Raw genomic sequence first — 15,594 nt, forward strand, 5'->3', positions numbered from 1 at the left:
GACAAATCCGAATTTCGGTAAAGTGGAATATTTTCGTGCGAGCGGATTGACAATCGGGCAGCCGCTTTGGCGCAGGTGTTTTGCCCGTCGGGCAAATCTCCGCCGGCCTGGCGGCCGGGAACCTAGCCTGCTTGGAGGACGTTAGCTGGCCGACAGGCCGCGATCGAGCCGGCTGGAGGAATTGCGATTTTTTCCGATGACGAAGGCATCGATCACGGCGACCTCAGGAGCGCGGCGACCCCTTGGGTCACCGGCGGTGGCCCCGACATTCGCCCTGTCACCGGAAGCCTTGCATGCGACGTCCTGGTCATCGGCGCGGGCATCACCGCCGCCATGGTCGCCGAAAGCTTCACCCGTCGCGGGCACGAGGTCGTCATCATCGACCGGGAAACGCCGGGTCACGGCAGCACAGGCGCGAGCACCGCGATGCTGCTCTGGGAAATCGATCGCCCGTTGTCCGAGCTCACGCAAGCCTACGGATTTGAGCGGGCGGCGCGCTGCTACACGGCGAGCCTCCGGGCTGTTCAGGGACTGATATCCTTGACGCGCAGATATCGCATCCCCTGCCATATTAGAGATCGGCATTCGCTCTATCTCGCGGTCGCCGACAGCGGAAAATCCCTGAGAGAGGAATCCGAACTGAGAACGCGCGCCGGCCTGCCGGGCGTGTTTCTCGATCATGTTTCCCTGCTCAGCCGGTTCGAGATTGCGCGCGCCGGTGCGATTCTCTCCCCGCTTGCCGCCGATGCCGATCCAGTCGAGCTTACTCACGAGCTCCTGAAGATTTCCGTCGGCCGCGGCGCCTCGATCCGGCAAGCCAACGCGACGGCGTTCGAGAGCGCCGGCGCCAAGGTCATCGTGGGGCTCGATGGCGGCCACGAGATCGAGGCGAACCGCGTGGTGCTGTGCACGGGTTACGTCATGCCCGGCATCGTGCGTCCAACCATCCAGCGTCCGACGTCCAGCTGGGCCATTGCCACGGAGCCTCAGCCCCAGAACCTGTGGCCGGAAGATGCGCTGATCTGGGAGGCGAGCCACGACTACCATTATGGCCGCAGCACATCCGACGGCCGCATCATTTTCGGCGGCGAGGATGATGATTCCGCGATCGAGCCACAGGCTCGCGACGCGCTGAACCCGGCCAAGCAGGAGCGCCTGAGACAAGCGCTCCGGGCGCTTTGGCCGCGATCCCTAGACAAGGTCGACTATTGCTGGTCGGGGGCGTTCGACACAACGAAGGACGGATTGCCGCTCATCGGCGCCGTACCAGGCCAGAAGAACATTTTCGCGGCCTACGGCTACGGCGGCAACGGCATCACGTTCAGTTACCTTGCCGCCGAACTGCTGGCGACGCTTTGCTCCGGAGGCAATTCTCCCCTGTTCGATGATTTCGCGATCGACCGCACCGCGTAAGCTGACCAATCATCGGAACGTCAGACAGCGGACCGCACGGCGTAGCGACCGGCCGGCTCGGGAAAGCCGATTGACAGCCGGCCATTATTTCCATATTCGTTGAAATATGGAAAAGACAGACGCCGTGACCGCGCTCGCCGCGCTTGCGCAGGACAATCGCCTCGACGTCTTCCGCCTGCTGGTGCAGGCGGGCCCCGATGGCATGGCCGCCGGTGCGATTGCCGAAGCGCTGGATCTTGCGCCCAATACGCTGACGTTCCACTTCGACCGGCTGCGGATGGCGGGCCTCGCCACGGTCCGGCGCGAAGGGCGCTCGATGATCTATGCGGCGCGGTTCGAAACCATGAACACGCTGCTCGGATTTCTGACCGAAAACTGCTGCGGCGGAACGTCATGCGCTCCGGCGGCGGCCTGCAAACCCGCGCGAAAGCGCAGCAAAATCCCGGCCTGACAGAATCCCCCCCTGAAAGGACAGAGCATGAAGCGCCTGCACATTCACATGTCCGTCGAGGATCTCAGCCGCTCCATCGGCTTCTACTCGGCCCTGTTCGCTTCCCAGCCTACGATGGTGAAATCCGACTACGCCAAGTGGATGCTCGAAGACCCGCGCGTGAACTTTGCGATCTCGACGCGCGGACGCGAGCCGGGCCTCGATCATCTCGGCATCCAGGTCGAGACCGGGGATGAGCTCCAGGAGGTCTATGCGCGATTGCGGCAGGCCGGCGGCGACATCATTGAGCAGGGCCAGACGACCTGCTGCTATGCGAGATCCGAGAAATCCTGGATCGACGATCCCGCCGGCATCGCCTGGGAGACCTTCCGCACCACGGGCGAGAGCACCGATTACGGCGACGGCAGCGGCGAGAACGGCGCGCGGGTTGCCCATGAGAAGCCCGCAGAAAAGCCATCGGCCTGCTGCGCGCCGCAGGCGGCGCCGAAGCAGTCGTCCGCCTGCTGCTGAAGGTCCGGCCATGGATGCGGTCATCTACCACAATCCCGCTTGCGGCACCTCGCGCAACACGCTCGCGACGATCCGCAACGCCGGCATCGAGCCGCACGTGATCGAGTATCTGAAGACGCCGCCATCGCGGGCGCTGTTACAGCAGCTCATCGTCCGCATGGGGCTGTCCGTGCGCGAGCTGCTTCGCGAAAAGGGCACGCCCTATGCCGAGCTCGAGCTCGGCAACGCCGCCCTGACCGACGACCAGCTTCTCGACGCGATGATGGCGCATCCGATCCTGATCAACAGGCCGATCGTGGTGACGCCGAACGGCGTGAAGCTCTGCCGCCCCTCCGAGCTGGTGCTCGATCTGCTGCCGGCGCAGCACGGCGAATTCGTCAAGGAAGACGGCGAGGGCGTCCGGCTGGATCGCGGCGCCTGATGCCGGGCCTTGCGCAGCGCGCCTTCGCCGAATGGCTCGGGACGGCATTTCTACTCGCCGCTGTCGTCGGCTCGGGGATCATGGCGCAGAAGCTCGCCGGCGGGAACGTCGCGCTGGCGCTCCTGTGCAACACCATCGCCACAGGCGCCATCCTCGTGGTGCTGATTCTGGCTTTCGCGCCGATATCGGGGGCCCATTTCAATCCGGTCGTGACGCTGGCATTCACCCTCCGCGGCGAGGCGCGATGGGCCGATGCGGCGATCTACGTCCTCGCCCAGATCGCAGGCGCAATCGCCGGCGCGTGGATCGCGCACATGATGTTCGAGCTTCCGGCCCTCCAGGTTTCGCTCACCGAACGCACGGGGACCGGACAATGGCTCGCCGAGGCCGTGGCCACCTTCGGCCTGCTGACGACGATCCTTGGCGTTCGATATCGGACGCCCACCGCCGTTCCCTACGCCGTCGGCCTCTATGTCACGTCAGCATACTGGTTCACGTCGTCCACCTCGTTCGCAAATCCCGCGGTCACCATCGCCCGCTCCCTGTCCGATACATTCGCGGGGATCGCTCCGCGGAGCATGCCGTCTTTCATCATCGCTCAATCCATCGGGGCTGTTCTTGCCATCCTGCTCGCGCGCTGGCTTTGGGGTAGCGCCCCAGAAATGCGAGCCGTTCCCCAGGCCGCGTCCCGTGAGCCGGCATGACGCACCGCCGACATCCGTTTTCCGAATGAATCGCGTGTTCAAATCGTTTCTGCCGGGTATTCTGTAGAGGTCAAGGACACTCGCAGGAACGATCCGTGAAGCGATTGCGCAGCATCGATATCGACGATCCGGAGGCAATCTGCCCGGCGCCGAAGCGTCAGGCCGGATGAACGATTTCGCTCACGCCATCGCTGCCGCCTTCGCGCTGATCGGCGAGGCCGATGCCGAACTGCTCGGCATCGTCGCCTTGTCGGTGCGTGTCAGCCTGACGGCCGGCATCGTCGCGCTGCTGATCGGCGCGCCGTTCGGGGCCTTGCTCGCAATCTCCCGTTTCCGGGGACGCCAGGTCATCATCGTGCTGACCAATGCGCTGCTCGGCCTGCCCCCGGTCGTGGTCGGGCTCGCGCTCTATCTTCTGCTGTCGCGGTCCGGCCCGCTCGGGGCGGCCGGCCTGCTGTTCACGCCGACGGCCATGGTGATCGCACAGACACTGCTCGCCACACCGATCGTGGTGGCACTGGTGCACCGGCCGGCGAGCCTGCTCTGGGCCGAGTATGGCGATCTGGCGCGGATCGACGGATTGTCGGCGTTGCGCAGCATCGCGCTCCTGTTCGCGCTCGGACGGACCTCGCTGCTGACGGCCTTTCTCGCAGCCTTCGGGCGCGCCATTGCCGAAGTCGGCGCCATCATCATCGTCGGCGGCAATATCCGCGGCTTCACCCGCACGATGACCACGGCCATCGCGCTCGAGACCAGCAAGGGCGACCTGCCACTGGCACTGGGGCTCGGGCTGATCCTGCTCGCACTCAGCGTGGCGGTGTCGACGGTCGCCTTTTTGCTAGTGGGACGCGTTCGGGAAAAATAACTGCTCGCCGCCGATCTTGTAGCCGGCGATCGCCTCCTGCCCCTTCGAGGAGACCAGCCAGTCGATGAAGGCCTGCCCGTCCTGCGCCTTCACGTTGGCATGCTTGGCCGGATTCACCAGCATGACGCCGTACTGATTGAACAGCCGCTTGTCGCCCTCGGTCAGGATGGCGAGCTCGCCGCGGTTCTTGAACGACAGCCAGGTGCCGCGATCCGACAGAACATAGGCATTCGACGACGAGGCCATGTTCAGGGCCGGTCCCATGCCCTGGCCGATCTCGCGATACCAGCCGTCCTTGCCGGCACCGAGATCGACGCCCGCCTCTTTCCACAATCTCAGCTCGGCCGCATGGGTGCCGGACTTGTCGCCACGCGAGACGAACGGCGCCTTCGCATCCGCGATCTTGCGAAGCGCATCGATGACGTCCTTGCTGCCGGCGATCTTCGCGGGGTCGCTCTTCGGGCCAACGATGATGAAATCGTTGTACATGACGTCGAAGCGCTTCACGCCCTGCGCCTCGGCCATGAACTTGTCTTCGGCGGGCCTGTCATGGACGAACACGACGTCGGCATCGCCTCGCCGCCCGATGTCGAGCGCCTGGCCGGTGCCGACGGCAACGACTTTCACGCCGATGCCGGTGGCCTTCGAGAACAGCGGCAGCAGATGGCCGAACAGCCCCGACTGCTCCGTCGATGTCGTCGAGGCCACGGTGATGGTGCGATCCTGCGCGTATGCGCCTGTCGACCAGAACAGAACCGCTGCGATGGCGGCAAGCCTTTTCATTGCGTCGTCCTCACACCAGATGCCAGGTGTTCCAAATTACCTTCGGCGGAGCAGCGCCGGGAACCCCGACGTTCGGCGCAACGCAGTGGCGAGCGGCGGCAACGGCGTGATTTCACGATCACAGCTTGCCTCGCGCGATGGTGCGCGGATGTTCTGCAATTGGTCCCATCTACATTGACATCAGTGTGACGGCCGGGGCAGTTTTTCACATTGCTGGCGAATCAGCGATTGCCTCACGCCGAGTACCTCTTGGACAACTCCCAGTGCTTTCGAGACTGATATCGTTGCTGCGCCGCATTCCTGCGGTGAAATGGGCGTTCACCCGGCTCCGGCCCTCGCCGCATGGCGGCAGCATCGACGTCGCGCCGATCGCCGCAAGCGACTCGCTCTCCGACATCGCAGAAGCCGCTCCGGCTTTCGACAGCAGCATCAGCACCGAGCTGTTGCACGCCGACGCCGTGGTCACGGCTCCGCCTGCCCAAGAAGAGGCCGCGATCTCCGCCTTCGCGGAGAGCCTGTCGGCAGTGCCGGGCGATACCGGCGTCATCGACGATTCATCCCGGAATGCGCCGGCAGATGGCGAGCCCGCCATGGTCGAAGAGGCGCCGGTTTCTGCGGTCGAGGCCAGCGCGATTGATGCTCTCGAACTCATCGACGACGATCCGCCTGCGGAACTTTCGCCGATCGTTGAAGAGTCGCCGGCCCTGTCCGTCGAGGCCGAGAGCAAGCCGGTCGATGCTCCCGAGCCTGTCGCCGACAATTATCCATCAGTCGAAGTCCCGGCCGAAGTTGAGGCCGACGTCGCAGCCGCAGCACCGGTCTCGTCTGTCGACGTCGCGAATACGGCGGTTGACGCTCCCGTTCTCGTCGTCAACGACGATCCCTGCTCTGGCGTTGTCGTGGATGTCGAGCCGGCGATCGTCGATGACGCCGGCGTCGCGCTCGCCGGGAACGAAGTCCCGGCGGCGAATGTCTCCGAAAGCAGCATTGAAAGCGATCCATCCCCAAGCGTCGCAGCAGAGATCAAGCCGATCTCTGCAAACGATCTTGCACCCGTTACAATCGCTGCCGCTGAGCTCACATCGCGCGTCATTACAACTATCGCACCGGAGCCGGTTCTTGACTCTCCCGCTCCGAAGATCCCTACGGCACCGAAGGCTCGTGCCAAAGCCGCGGAACCTGCCGATCGCGCCGCGCTGATCCGGCAGCGCTGGGCCGAGACCGGGATCAGGATGTGGAACCCGCGGCTTCACGGCGCCGGCGAGGCGACGCTGAACATCCAGGGCAGCATCGGACTGCTGCCGCCCGCGCCCGGCGAGACGATGCCGCGCTACGACAAGCTTGAATTCAAGATGCTCGGCGGACAGATCGTCTGCGAGGGCGTCATCGTCGAGGCGCCCGCGCAAGCGAACCAGCGCAGCTTCACGCGGCTTGCCGAGCCCGGGAAGCCGGAGCGGGCCCGCGAGCCGATGCGGGAACGCCAGGCCGCGCTCGCTTGACCTTTCCTTCAGCGGCGTTGCTTCCTATATTCCAGGCTGACGCCTTCGAGCTGATGTCTTGGATGTGGGAGCTCGCATGCCCGCGAAATCATTGTCATGGATCGTGATCGCAGCCCTCTGCGTCTCGCAAGGTGCCTTTGCGGCATCCCGCAAGCGGTCGCGCCATGTGCCGGCAACGGCGTCCGCCACCGATGCTGCCGCCCCCTACAAGGCCGACCGGCTCTCGTCCTCGCGCGGCGAGACCATCCTCGACACGCCCGGCCAGACCACCGTGCTGACGCGGCAGGTCCTCGACGACAAGAACGCAACCAGCCTGCGGGACGCCATGCGTTCGACAGCCGGCGTGACGATCGGGCGCTAGACCTTCGCGCTCATTGTATCGGATAGCCCTGCCAGACCCACTCCAGTGCCGATGGCAGCGTTTGCGCGATCGTCGGCCGGTCGACGTGTTTGGCATTGCGCACGAACAGGAACTGGTAGTGATAGCCCTTCTCGGCCAGCACCTTGGCCATCAGTGCGTTGGACAGGGTCCAGTCGTGCATGCCGTCGGGAATGGTGGGGTTCGGATAGAACAGGTCCTGGTCGCCGCCAAAGAACCAGAAACGGATCGGCTTCGTCGGCGCGGCAACGATCAGCGGCACGCCGGGCGGCTCCGCCGGCGTCAGCACGCCGGCCTTGGAGATGAGGTTGGGCCCGGCCGGCCCCGCCCATGCGCTGTGATACTCCCACGCGCCACCGCGCAACGACGGATCGTGCGGCCATTGCTGGTTGACCATGGTCGGCGAGAACGCGAGCACACGATGATAGAGATCGGGATAGAACCAGGCCATGGTGAAGGCCGCAGCCCCGCTCGAGCTCAGCCCCATGGTTGCGCGCCCGTCGGGATTTCTGGTGAGCCTGACGTCGGCGTTCTTTTCCACCAGCGGCAGCACCTCGCGCTCGACAAACTGCGCGTACGCACCCGACACCGCGTCATATTCGCGGCCGCGCTGGCTGCCCTGCGCGTCCTGCCCGCCATTGCCGATCTGGATCGCGATCATCGGCGGCACGCGGCGTTGCGCGATCAGATTGTCGAGCGTGGTGGCAAGGTCCTTGTAGGCATTGGAGCCGCCGTCGCCGACCACGATGAACGGCGCCTCGGTGCCGGGGACATATTGCGCGGGAACGTAGACGTCGATCGTGCGTGACCAGATGCCGGGATGGCTGGTCGTGACGATCATGTGCGACTTGTCGTCCGGCGCCGTCACAGTCGTCATGATCGAGGAGTTGTTGCAGCCGGGAACGTCGTCGCGGATCAGGCCGGGATTGTAGATCGCGCTCTCCTTCGACGACAGCGTGAAGGATTTCGTCGCGCCGCGCGGCACGCCGTCCTTTGCGACGGTCTCCGGCGCGGGATTATGGGTGGGCCCGATGATGAAATTGCCCTCGGCGCCGGGCGGCGGCAGCGTTCCGTCGGGTAACTCGGTCGCACGCGGATAATTGGCGCTCGAAGGATCGCGCGTCGGCGGCGCCGTCTTGAAGTCGAGGCCAGTCGTGTCGATGAAGAACGGCGCGGCCTTGTCGGTGGTATTGGCGCCGGGCGGCACGGCCATGTTCTGGGTCACGCAGGCCGGCTGCGACAGCGCAATCGAAGCAAAGGAGACGACGGAAATCAGCGTCCCCCCAAGGACGGACAATGAATTGGTCATTTCAGCTCCCGGTGCCGACGAGTCTTGCTGGCTCGTCTTGCTGGCTCGTCTTGCAACCAAGTATGCCGGCCGGCCGGCGCGCGGTCAAACAGCCCGCGGCCGCGTTGCAGTAATGGTCGCCATGCTCAAACCGGACAGGCCACCTTTATTCCGTGCATGTCAGTCAATTTTTCCGGACATGAAGCCGTTGCTGACTTCCAGCACAAGACGTAGTTTGCGGCCGGTCGACGCGCGCAAGCGTCACGTGCGATCACAACGACAAGAACACTTCGGGAGGAAGCTCATGAGAAAACTCACCACCGCGCTGTGTGCGCTGGCGCTGTTCACCACGACAGCCGCGCAGGCGCAGACGATCAAGGATTTCCTGGCTGCGGTCATGCAGAAATGGACCGCGCCGTTCGAGCCGTTCCACCTCATCGGCAACATCTATTATGTCGGGACCGACGGTATCGCCGTCTACGTCATCAAGACATCGCAGGGCCTGATCCTGATGGACACGGCGATGCCCCAGTCGACCGGCATGATCAAGGACAACATCGCAAAACTCGGCCTCAAGGTCGCCGACATCAAGATCATCCTCAACAGCCACGCGCATCTCGACCACACCGGCGGCTTTGCCGAGATCAAGAAGGAGACCGGCGCGCAGCTGGTCGCCGGCGAGCGCGACAAGCCGCTGCTCGAAGGCGGCTACTATCCGGGCGACGAGAAGAACGAGGACCTCACCTTCCCCGCGGTCAAGGTCGACCGCACCGTCAAGGAAGGCGACAAGGTCACGCTTGGCGACACCACCCTGACCGCGCATGCGACGCCCGGTCATTCGCCTGGCTGCACCAGCTGGGAGATGACCGCCAAAGACGGCAGCCAGGACCGGCAGGTGTTGTTCTTCTGTAGCGGCACGGTGGCGTTGAACCGTCTGGTCGGCCAGCCGACCCATCCCGGCATCGTCGACGACTATCGCGCGACCTACGCCAAGGTGAAGCCGATGAAGATCGACGTGCTGCTCGGGCCGCACCCGGAGGTCTATGGCATGCAGGCCAAGCGCGCGCAGATGAAGGACGGCGCACCGAACCCGTTCGTCAAGCCGGACGAGCTCGCAACCTACATCACGACCCTGTCGGACGATTTCGACAAGCAGCTCGCCAAGCAGACCGCGGCGCTGGAGAAGAAATAGCGGCGATCAGGCCCTGCCCTTCACCTCTTCCCGGCGGGGAGAGGTGAAGCCCGCACGCCGTCTCGCGCTCGCTGCCGGCGGGCGACGACGCGTCGATGCACATGGTTAGCGGGGCGTGACTGCGAACCGCTGACAGGGGCCCAAGCGCCCGCCTCCGGCGGTCCGTATCCTTAACGGGACCTCACCAATGCACGCGACCGGAAAATTCCGCGGTAGCGTGCAACCTGCACTGGCCTTTCCGTACGGAACGCATCTAACGCGCCCTTTACCCCCGCTGTGCAAGATCACCTTCGTTTTGAAGGGATCCGGGGCGCGTATTGCAATGCCTGTCATCAATTTGAAGTCTCACTTCGCCGCCGCGATGCAGCTGTTTCGTGTCCCCGACGACCCGGACCTGACGCGCGCGCAGTTCGACGCTTTCTCCAAGCAGATCCCGCTGCTCTACTTCATCCTGATGAGCAACACGATCGCCGTCGCCTACACCTATGTGAACGTGGCCCCGGACTGGCTGACGATGATCGTGCCGAGCGTGCTCACCGTGCTCGCGGCCCTGCGCACCTTCTGGTGGCTGCGCCAGCGTCATCTCGTGCGCAGCGATGCCGACATCCTGCGCAACCTGCGCGCCACCAACTGGATGACACTGCCGATCGGCGCCGGCTTCACCGCCTGGTCCTTTGCGCTCTACCCTTACGGCGATGCCTTCGCCAAGAGCCAGGTCGCCTTCTACATGGCCGTCACCGTGATCGGCTGCATCTTCTCGCTGATGCATCTGCGTTCGGCGGCGCTGATCGTGACACTGGTCGTCGATGTGCCCTACGTGCTGTTCTTCTGGGCGACCGGCGAGCCGACGCTGAAGGCGATCGCGGTCAACAATCTGCTGGTCTCCGGCGCGATGGTGACGGTGCTGTTCATCTACTATCGCGACTTCGCCGATCTCGTCGCCAGCCGCAAATCGCTGCTGGCGCAGCAGGCGGCGACGCAGGCGCTTTCGGACGAGAACTTCCGTCTCGCCAACCTGGATTCCCTCACCGAGCTGCCGAACCGCCGCCGCTTCTTCGCCGAACTGTCCAGCGCCTTCACTGACGCCGAGCGCAGGAGCGTTCGCGTCGCGGTCGGGATCATCGACCTCGACGGATTCAAGCCGATCAACGACAATTACGGCCACTCGGTCGGCGACCGGGTCCTGATCGAGGCGGGCCGCCGCATCCGCGAGGTCTGCGAGGGCTTTGGTCCGCAGCGGGTGGAATTCGCCCGGCTCGGTGGCGACGAGTTCGGCCTGGTCGTGTGTGGCGACCCCGATGATGCGGATCTGACCCGGCTCGGCGAGCGGATCGGCGACCAGGTCAAGCTCCCCTACCAGCTCGACACGGCTCACACCGGGCTATCCTGCTCGATCGGCTTCGCGTTATTCCCGCAATCGGCAACGACGGCGGAAGCGCTCTATGAATGCGCCGACTATTCGCTCTACCACGCCAAGCGCCATTTGCGCGGCCGCACCGTGATCTTCTCGAGCGAGCTCGAGGCCGAGATTCGCAGCCGCGGCGTTATCGAGAATCTGCTGCGCACCGCCGATTTCAGCACCGAGATGGACCTGGTGTTCCAGCCGATCGTGGACGCGATGAGCGAGCACACTGCCGGCTTCGAGGTCCTGGCGCGCTGGCACAATTCCCGCCTCGGCATGGTATCGCCGGCCGACTTCATCCCGGCCGCCGAGCGCATCGGCCTGATCCGGCCGCTGACCCAGGCGCTGCTGGCGCGCGCGCTCGCGACGGCGAGAACCTGGCCGGACCACATCCGCCTGTCGTTCAACCTCTCCGCCCACGACGTCTGCTCGCCCGAGGGCATCCTGCCGCTGATCACCATCGTCGAGAAGAGCGGGCTGCCCCCGCACCGGATCGATTTCGAGATCACCGAGACCGCCGTTACCTTCGACTTCGTGCGCGCGCAGCAATCGATCGCGGCGTTGAAGGCGATGGGCTGCGGCATTTCGCTCGACGATTTCGGCACCGGCTATTCGTCGCTGAGCCACGTGCACCGGCTGCCGCTCAACAAGATCAAGGTTGACCGCAGCTTCGTCGCCGACATCAACGACAATCCGGTGAGCCACAAGATCATCAAGTCGCTCACGGGCCTGTGCGACGACATGGAGATCGCCTGCGTCGCCGAGGGCGTCGAGACCCGCGCCCAGCTCGACACCCTGCGCCGCCTCGGCTGCGATTACATCCAGGGCTATTATTTCGCAAAGCCGATGCCGGGCGGGGCGATCGGCGATTATCTCGCCAAGGAACGGCAGCGCCTCGACTGCGCCGCGACGCCTGCCGCCAAGATCGTCGCCTGAGGCGCCTTCGAGCGCCCTCGGTTGCATTGGCGACAGGTTGCCTCCACGCCTGTCAACTCGACCGCTTCACATGCGTCGAAATGCCCCGACATCACCGCCTGTGATGTGGATGCTTGTCATGGCCGTCAAAAAGCGCGATACTCAATTTCAAGGGGAAAGATACTAAAGATACAACTTATTGTTCTTGGTGACTTTCAACTGGGCGCGGCGGCAAACACGGTTGTGAGTTGGCAATCGGGAGGCAGGCATGTCGTCCAATGCGTCTGACCCGGCAGGGCACCTCGCCCCGCCGTATCCCCACCGCGTCATTTCGCACGCGACACGATCGCCCGCGGAGCCGGATCGTAGCGGTGCGCCGATCCGCCTTTTCATCCTCAGCGACGTGCATCTGCTCCGCGAAGGCCTCGTCTCGTGCCTAGCACGGCAGGAATGCTTACACATCGCCGGGCACGGCGATCTCGCGACCTTGCCGGAGCAGATCGTCGATAGCGGCCCCGAGGTTCTGCTGGTCGACATCGCGACGTCGCGAGGCTTGCAGCAATCGGCGACCTGCCGCGCCCTGTCGCCGGCGCTGAAGATCGTCGCTATCGCGGTCGCCGAGGTCGAGCAGGACATCCTGGCCTGCGCGGAGGCCGGCGTATCCGGCTTCGTGCTGCGCGACGGCTCGATCAGCGACGTGATTGCCGCCATCCACAATGCGATGCGCGACGAGCTCGTGTGCTCGCCCAGGGTTGCCGCCGCCCTGTTCGGCCGGCTCGCGACGCTCTCCGCCCGAACCGTCGCGCGCGAACCTGCCGCCGGCGTCGACACGCTGACACCGCGCGAGCACGAGATCATCCGCTTCGTCGGCGAGGGCCTGTCGAACAAGGAGATCGCACGCGTCTTGCGGATCCGCAATTCGACCGTAAAGAACCACATGCACAACGTGCTCAGCAAGCTGCAGATCCGCCGGCGCGGCGAGATCAGCAAGCACCTGCATCCGGCTGGTCCGGCCTCGTCCGCACCGTCACGGGTCCAGTCCCGCTAGACCTTTCGGCCTAGATCCTCCGATCCGGCATGGGCCGGTATCCAGCAAGAAACGGGCACGTCGTGGCGACGCGCAGCGTCCGTTCGCGGCATTCTCATGGTCTCGCCGCCAGCATGGTCCGGATCGCCGCCTGCATCCTTCTCTGAACCCTTTGGCTCAATCGCGCCGCTGCGCCTCGTGCAAGGCTCGCCACAAAGGTGGCCATTGCGACAGAGACGCATCCTTATTGCAGGATTTCCGAGGCTGATGACCGATATTCTGGAGCATGTTGTCGCAAGGGATCCGGCATTGTCCGTGATCGACATCAGCGACGACGCCAACCTCGCGACGGAAGCCCGCCGCACCCGCGCCGACGTCGTCGTACTGGTGCAGAAGGCCCCGGACGAGCGCGACAGCCTGGCGAGCCTCTTGCGCAGCCGGCCGCGCATGAGGGTCGTGACCATCGTCGCAAGCGGCGAGAGCGGCGCGCTCTACGAACTACGCCCGCACCGCACCGTCATCACCGAGATCACGGCGGAAACGCTGTCGGAGGCGATCCGCGGTCCGCCCGGAGCCAGGCGCAAGCCGCGCCACGGGCGCGCACGCAGGTGAGGCAATGCCATCGTTCCGGTCTGGCAGAGCGAGCCAGGCCGACAAATCAAAGGAGCCGACATGCCTTCAGCACTTCTGCAACCCGGCGTCTATATCGAGGAAATTCCCAGCGGCGTGCGCTCGATCTCGGGCGTGGCGACGTCGATCGCCCTGTTCATCGGCTGGGCTCCGCGCGGGCCCGTCGACCGTGCCGTGCGCATCTCGAGCTTCGCCGATTACGAGCGGACCTTTGGCGGGCTCGATCGCCGCGCCTATCTCGGCTACGCCGTGCGCCAGTTTTTCGACAATGGCGGCAGCGACGCCTATATCGTGCGGATCGCGCTGTTCAATTCGGGAACGCCCGCCAATGACGCGAAGACCGCGGCCTGCGCGATCAACGATCTCGGTATCCAGGCGAGCTCGCCGGGCCTGTGGGCCAATTCCTACAGCGTCAAGCTGACGCTGCGTGGCGACGACAACACGCGCTTCCGGCTCGATGTGATCGGCCCGTCGCCCAGCACCAACATCGTGGAGACGTTCCAGGATCTGTCGATGAACAAGGCCGATCCACGTTATGCGCCGAGCGTCGTCAACGGCCGCTCCGCCTTCATGGACAAGCTGACCACGGCATCGGCAACCGTGCCGACCCCGGCCACGAAGCCATTTACGGGCGGCCTCGACGGCACGGTCCTCCTCACCAACGACGCCTCGTTCGTGAATGCGATCGATCCGTTGTTCGCGACCGGAGGGATCGTCGATCGCATCGATCTGTTCAATCTGGTCTGCGTCCCCGGTCTCACCAATATCGCCGCAAACCAAGCCGCGTTGGCCAATCTGCAAAAGCGTTGCCACGCCCGGCGCGCCTTCCTGATCGTCGACAGTCTGCAGGGTGAGACGGTCGCCAACATGGGCGGCAGCACGGGCGAGGCGGGCCTGACCGGCGTCGACGGCAATTTCTCCGCGCTGTACTACCCCTGGGTGATGCAGGCCGATCCGCTGCAATCCGGTGTCGTGCGCGACTTTCCGCCCTGCGGCTTCGTCGCCGGCGTCTACGCCCGGACCGACGCGACGCGCGGGGTCTGGAAGGCGCCAGCCGGCACCGACGCCAGCGTCAATGGCGGCGTCGGCTTCGCGCTGAGCTTGAGCGATGCCGAGAACGGCCAGCTCAATCCGATCGGCGTCAATTGCCTGCGCACGCTGCCGGTCTACGGCAACGTGGTCTGGGGCGCCCGCACGCTGCACGGCCAGAACGACCGCGGCTCGGAATGGAAATACGTGCCGGTCAGGCGCATGGCGCTGTTCCTCGAAGAGAGCCTCTACCGCGGCACGCAATGGGTCGTGTTCGAGCCCAATGACGAACCGCTCTGGGCGCAGATCAGGCTCAACATCGGCGCCTTCCTGCAAGGGCTGTTCCGGCAGGGCGCGTTCCAGGGCCGTACGCCGCGCGAAGCCTATTTCGTCAAATGCGACCGCGAGAGCACGACGCAGGCCGACATCAATCTCGGCATCGTCAACATCATCGTCGGCTTCGCGCCGCTGAAACCCGCCGAGTTCGTCATCATCAAGATCCAGCAGATCGCCGGCGACATCCCAACCTGAGGCAATGACAAGCTGAGGCACAGATATGGCACAGTTCTCGGTCAATCCGCAGCGCTTCGATCCCTACAAGAACTTCAAGTTCCGGGTGAAATGGGACGGCCGCTACGTCGCCGGCGTCAGCAAGGTCTCGGCGCTGAAGCGCACAACCGAAGTGGTCGAGCACCGCGAGGGCGGCGATCCCTCGACGGGGCGCAAGTCACCCGGCCGCAGCAAGTTCGAGGCGATCACACTCGATCGCGGCGTCACCCACGACACCGAGTTCGAGAAATGGGCCAACAAGGTCTGGCATTTCGGCGCAGGCCTCGGCGCCGAAGTCTCGCTGAAGGATTTCCGCAAGGACATCATCCTGGAAGTCTACAACGAGGCCGGGCAGCTGGCGCTCGCCTACAAGATCTTCCGCTGCTGGGTCTCGGAATACCAGTCGCTTCCGGATCTCGATGCCAACGCCAATGCGGTGGCGATCCAGCACATCAAGCTGGAGAACGAGGGCTGGGAGCGCGATCAGGCGGTCGCCGAGCCGTCGGAGCCGACTTTCTCTGATCCGGCCTGAGGCAG

The 15,594-nt window shown here is 64.7% G+C and carries 16 protein-coding genes; 14 read left to right on the forward strand and 2 right to left on the reverse strand.

The window, feature by feature from the left end:
- The first annotated feature begins 333 nt into the window (after nt 1-333).
- The 6 genes from PMI42_RS35260 (at nt 334) to PMI42_RS35285 (ending at nt 4,364) form a co-directional block, all read left to right on the forward strand.
- Nucleotides 334-1,413 carry an NAD(P)/FAD-dependent oxidoreductase gene (locus PMI42_RS35260; protein WP_008144250.1) on the forward strand — a complete coding sequence of 360 codons (1,080 nt, stop codon included), beginning with the start codon at nt 334-336 and terminating at the stop codon, nt 1,411-1,413.
- Between the two features lie 106 nt (nt 1,414-1,519).
- Nucleotides 1,520-1,864 (forward strand): ArsR/SmtB family transcription factor, encoded by a 345-nt coding sequence (locus PMI42_RS35265; protein ID WP_008144252.1) that lies wholly within the window; start codon nt 1,520-1,522, stop codon nt 1,862-1,864.
- A gap of 27 nt (nt 1,865-1,891) precedes the next feature.
- Nucleotides 1,892-2,374, forward strand: a complete 483-nt coding sequence (locus PMI42_RS35270) for an ArsI/CadI family heavy metal resistance metalloenzyme (RefSeq protein WP_008144255.1) — start codon at nt 1,892-1,894, stop codon at nt 2,372-2,374.
- A 10-nt stretch (nt 2,375-2,384) separates the two neighbouring features.
- On the forward strand, nt 2,385-2,795 hold the full coding sequence (gene arsC / locus PMI42_RS35275) for an arsenate reductase (glutaredoxin) (RefSeq protein WP_008144257.1): 411 nt from the start codon (nt 2,385-2,387) through the stop codon (nt 2,793-2,795).
- On the forward strand, nt 2,795-3,499 hold the full coding sequence (locus PMI42_RS35280; RefSeq protein WP_008144259.1) for an aquaporin: 705 nt from the start codon (nt 2,795-2,797) through the stop codon (nt 3,497-3,499). The genes arsC and PMI42_RS35280 overlap by 1 nt, the downstream gene beginning before the upstream one ends.
- 166 nt (nt 3,500-3,665) lie before the next feature.
- Complete coding sequence (locus tag PMI42_RS35285; RefSeq protein WP_008144262.1) at nt 3,666-4,364, forward strand: ABC transporter permease; 699 nt, start codon at nt 3,666-3,668, stop codon at nt 4,362-4,364.
- Here PMI42_RS35285 and PMI42_RS35290 read toward each other — a convergent pair.
- Nucleotides 4,338-5,147, reverse strand: a complete 810-nt coding sequence (locus tag PMI42_RS35290; RefSeq protein WP_008144264.1) for an ABC transporter substrate-binding protein — start codon at nt 5,145-5,147, stop codon at nt 4,338-4,340. The two genes, PMI42_RS35285 and PMI42_RS35290, sit on opposite strands and share 27 nt — an antisense overlap.
- A gap of 284 nt (nt 5,148-5,431) precedes the next feature.
- Here PMI42_RS35290 and PMI42_RS35295 point away from each other — a divergent pair, with 284 nt between their 5' ends.
- The gene (locus PMI42_RS35295; RefSeq protein WP_008144266.1) at nt 5,432-6,646 is read left to right on the forward strand and encodes a hypothetical protein; all 1,215 of its coding nucleotides are present in this window, start codon (nt 5,432-5,434) and stop codon (nt 6,644-6,646) included.
- Nucleotides 6,647-6,722: 76 nt separating this feature from the next.
- Nucleotides 6,723-7,007, forward strand: a complete 285-nt coding sequence (locus tag PMI42_RS35300; protein WP_008144268.1) for a TonB-dependent receptor plug domain-containing protein — start codon at nt 6,723-6,725, stop codon at nt 7,005-7,007.
- A gap of 10 nt (nt 7,008-7,017) precedes the next feature.
- Here the strand turns inward: PMI42_RS35300 and PMI42_RS35305 are convergent, their stop codons facing one another.
- Nucleotides 7,018-8,334 (reverse strand): alpha/beta hydrolase, encoded by a 1,317-nt coding sequence (locus PMI42_RS35305; RefSeq protein ID WP_008144271.1) that lies wholly within the window; start codon nt 8,332-8,334, stop codon nt 7,018-7,020.
- A 283-nt stretch (nt 8,335-8,617) separates the two neighbouring features.
- Between PMI42_RS35305 and blaBJP the strand changes: the two genes are divergently transcribed.
- From blaBJP to PMI42_RS35335, 6 genes are all read left to right on the forward strand, one after another.
- Nucleotides 8,618-9,505, forward strand: coding sequence for a BJP family subclass B3 metallo-beta-lactamase (blaBJP, locus tag PMI42_RS35310; protein WP_008144274.1), 888 nt, complete (start codon nt 8,618-8,620; stop codon nt 9,503-9,505).
- Between the two features lie 322 nt (nt 9,506-9,827).
- Nucleotides 9,828-11,843: a putative bifunctional diguanylate cyclase/phosphodiesterase gene (locus PMI42_RS35315; protein ID WP_035967573.1), complete on the forward strand. Its 2,016-nt coding sequence runs from the start codon at nt 9,828-9,830 to the stop codon at nt 11,841-11,843.
- Between the two features lie 247 nt (nt 11,844-12,090).
- Nucleotides 12,091-12,870 (forward strand): LuxR C-terminal-related transcriptional regulator, encoded by a 780-nt coding sequence (locus tag PMI42_RS35320; RefSeq protein ID WP_008144278.1) that lies wholly within the window; start codon nt 12,091-12,093, stop codon nt 12,868-12,870.
- A 246-nt stretch (nt 12,871-13,116) separates the two neighbouring features.
- On the forward strand, nt 13,117-13,461 hold the full coding sequence (locus PMI42_RS35325) for a hypothetical protein (RefSeq protein WP_008144279.1): 345 nt from the start codon (nt 13,117-13,119) through the stop codon (nt 13,459-13,461).
- Between the two features lie 60 nt (nt 13,462-13,521).
- The gene (locus tag PMI42_RS35330; RefSeq protein ID WP_008144280.1) at nt 13,522-15,039 is read left to right on the forward strand and encodes a phage tail sheath family protein; all 1,518 of its coding nucleotides are present in this window, start codon (nt 13,522-13,524) and stop codon (nt 15,037-15,039) included.
- 25 nt (nt 15,040-15,064) lie between these two features.
- Nucleotides 15,065-15,589, forward strand: coding sequence for a phage tail protein (locus PMI42_RS35335; protein ID WP_008144283.1), 525 nt, complete (start codon nt 15,065-15,067; stop codon nt 15,587-15,589).
- The last annotated feature ends 5 nt before the right edge of the window (nt 15,590-15,594 follow it).

The sequence above is a fragment of the Bradyrhizobium sp. YR681 genome, from assembly GCF_000282615.1.
Taxonomy (GTDB): Bacteria; Pseudomonadota; Alphaproteobacteria; order Rhizobiales; family Xanthobacteraceae; genus Bradyrhizobium.

Excerpts from the sequence above, each read along its gene's own strand:
- PMI42_RS35260 (WP_008144250.1), top strand. The coding sequence starts at position 334 with ATGGTCGCCGAAAGCTTCACCCGTCGCGGGCACGAGGTCGTCATCATC.
- PMI42_RS35265 (WP_008144252.1), top strand. The coding sequence starts at position 1,520 with ATGGAAAAGACAGACGCCGTGACCGCGCTCGCCGCGCTTGCGCAGGAC.
- PMI42_RS35270 (WP_008144255.1), top strand. The coding sequence starts at position 1,892 with ATGAAGCGCCTGCACATTCACATGTCCGTCGAGGATCTCAGCCGCTCC.
- arsC (WP_008144257.1), top strand. The coding sequence starts at position 2,385 with ATGGATGCGGTCATCTACCACAATCCCGCTTGCGGCACCTCGCGCAAC.
- PMI42_RS35280 (WP_008144259.1), top strand. The coding sequence starts at position 2,795 with ATGCCGGGCCTTGCGCAGCGCGCCTTCGCCGAATGGCTCGGGACGGCA.
- PMI42_RS35285 (WP_008144262.1), top strand. The coding sequence starts at position 3,666 with ATGAACGATTTCGCTCACGCCATCGCTGCCGCCTTCGCGCTGATCGGC.
- PMI42_RS35290 (WP_008144264.1), bottom strand. The coding sequence starts at position 5,147 with ATGAAAAGGCTTGCCGCCATCGCAGCGGTTCTGTTCTGGTCGACAGGC.
- PMI42_RS35300 (WP_008144268.1), top strand. The coding sequence starts at position 6,723 with ATGCCCGCGAAATCATTGTCATGGATCGTGATCGCAGCCCTCTGCGTC.
- PMI42_RS35305 (WP_008144271.1), bottom strand. The coding sequence starts at position 8,334 with ATGACCAATTCATTGTCCGTCCTTGGGGGGACGCTGATTTCCGTCGTC.
- blaBJP (WP_008144274.1), top strand. The coding sequence starts at position 8,618 with ATGAGAAAACTCACCACCGCGCTGTGTGCGCTGGCGCTGTTCACCACG.
- PMI42_RS35315 (WP_035967573.1), top strand. The coding sequence starts at position 9,828 with ATGCCTGTCATCAATTTGAAGTCTCACTTCGCCGCCGCGATGCAGCTG.
- PMI42_RS35320 (WP_008144278.1), top strand. The coding sequence starts at position 12,091 with ATGTCGTCCAATGCGTCTGACCCGGCAGGGCACCTCGCCCCGCCGTAT.
- PMI42_RS35325 (WP_008144279.1), top strand. The coding sequence starts at position 13,117 with ATGACCGATATTCTGGAGCATGTTGTCGCAAGGGATCCGGCATTGTCC.
- PMI42_RS35330 (WP_008144280.1), top strand. The coding sequence starts at position 13,522 with ATGCCTTCAGCACTTCTGCAACCCGGCGTCTATATCGAGGAAATTCCC.
- PMI42_RS35335 (WP_008144283.1), top strand. The coding sequence starts at position 15,065 with ATGGCACAGTTCTCGGTCAATCCGCAGCGCTTCGATCCCTACAAGAAC.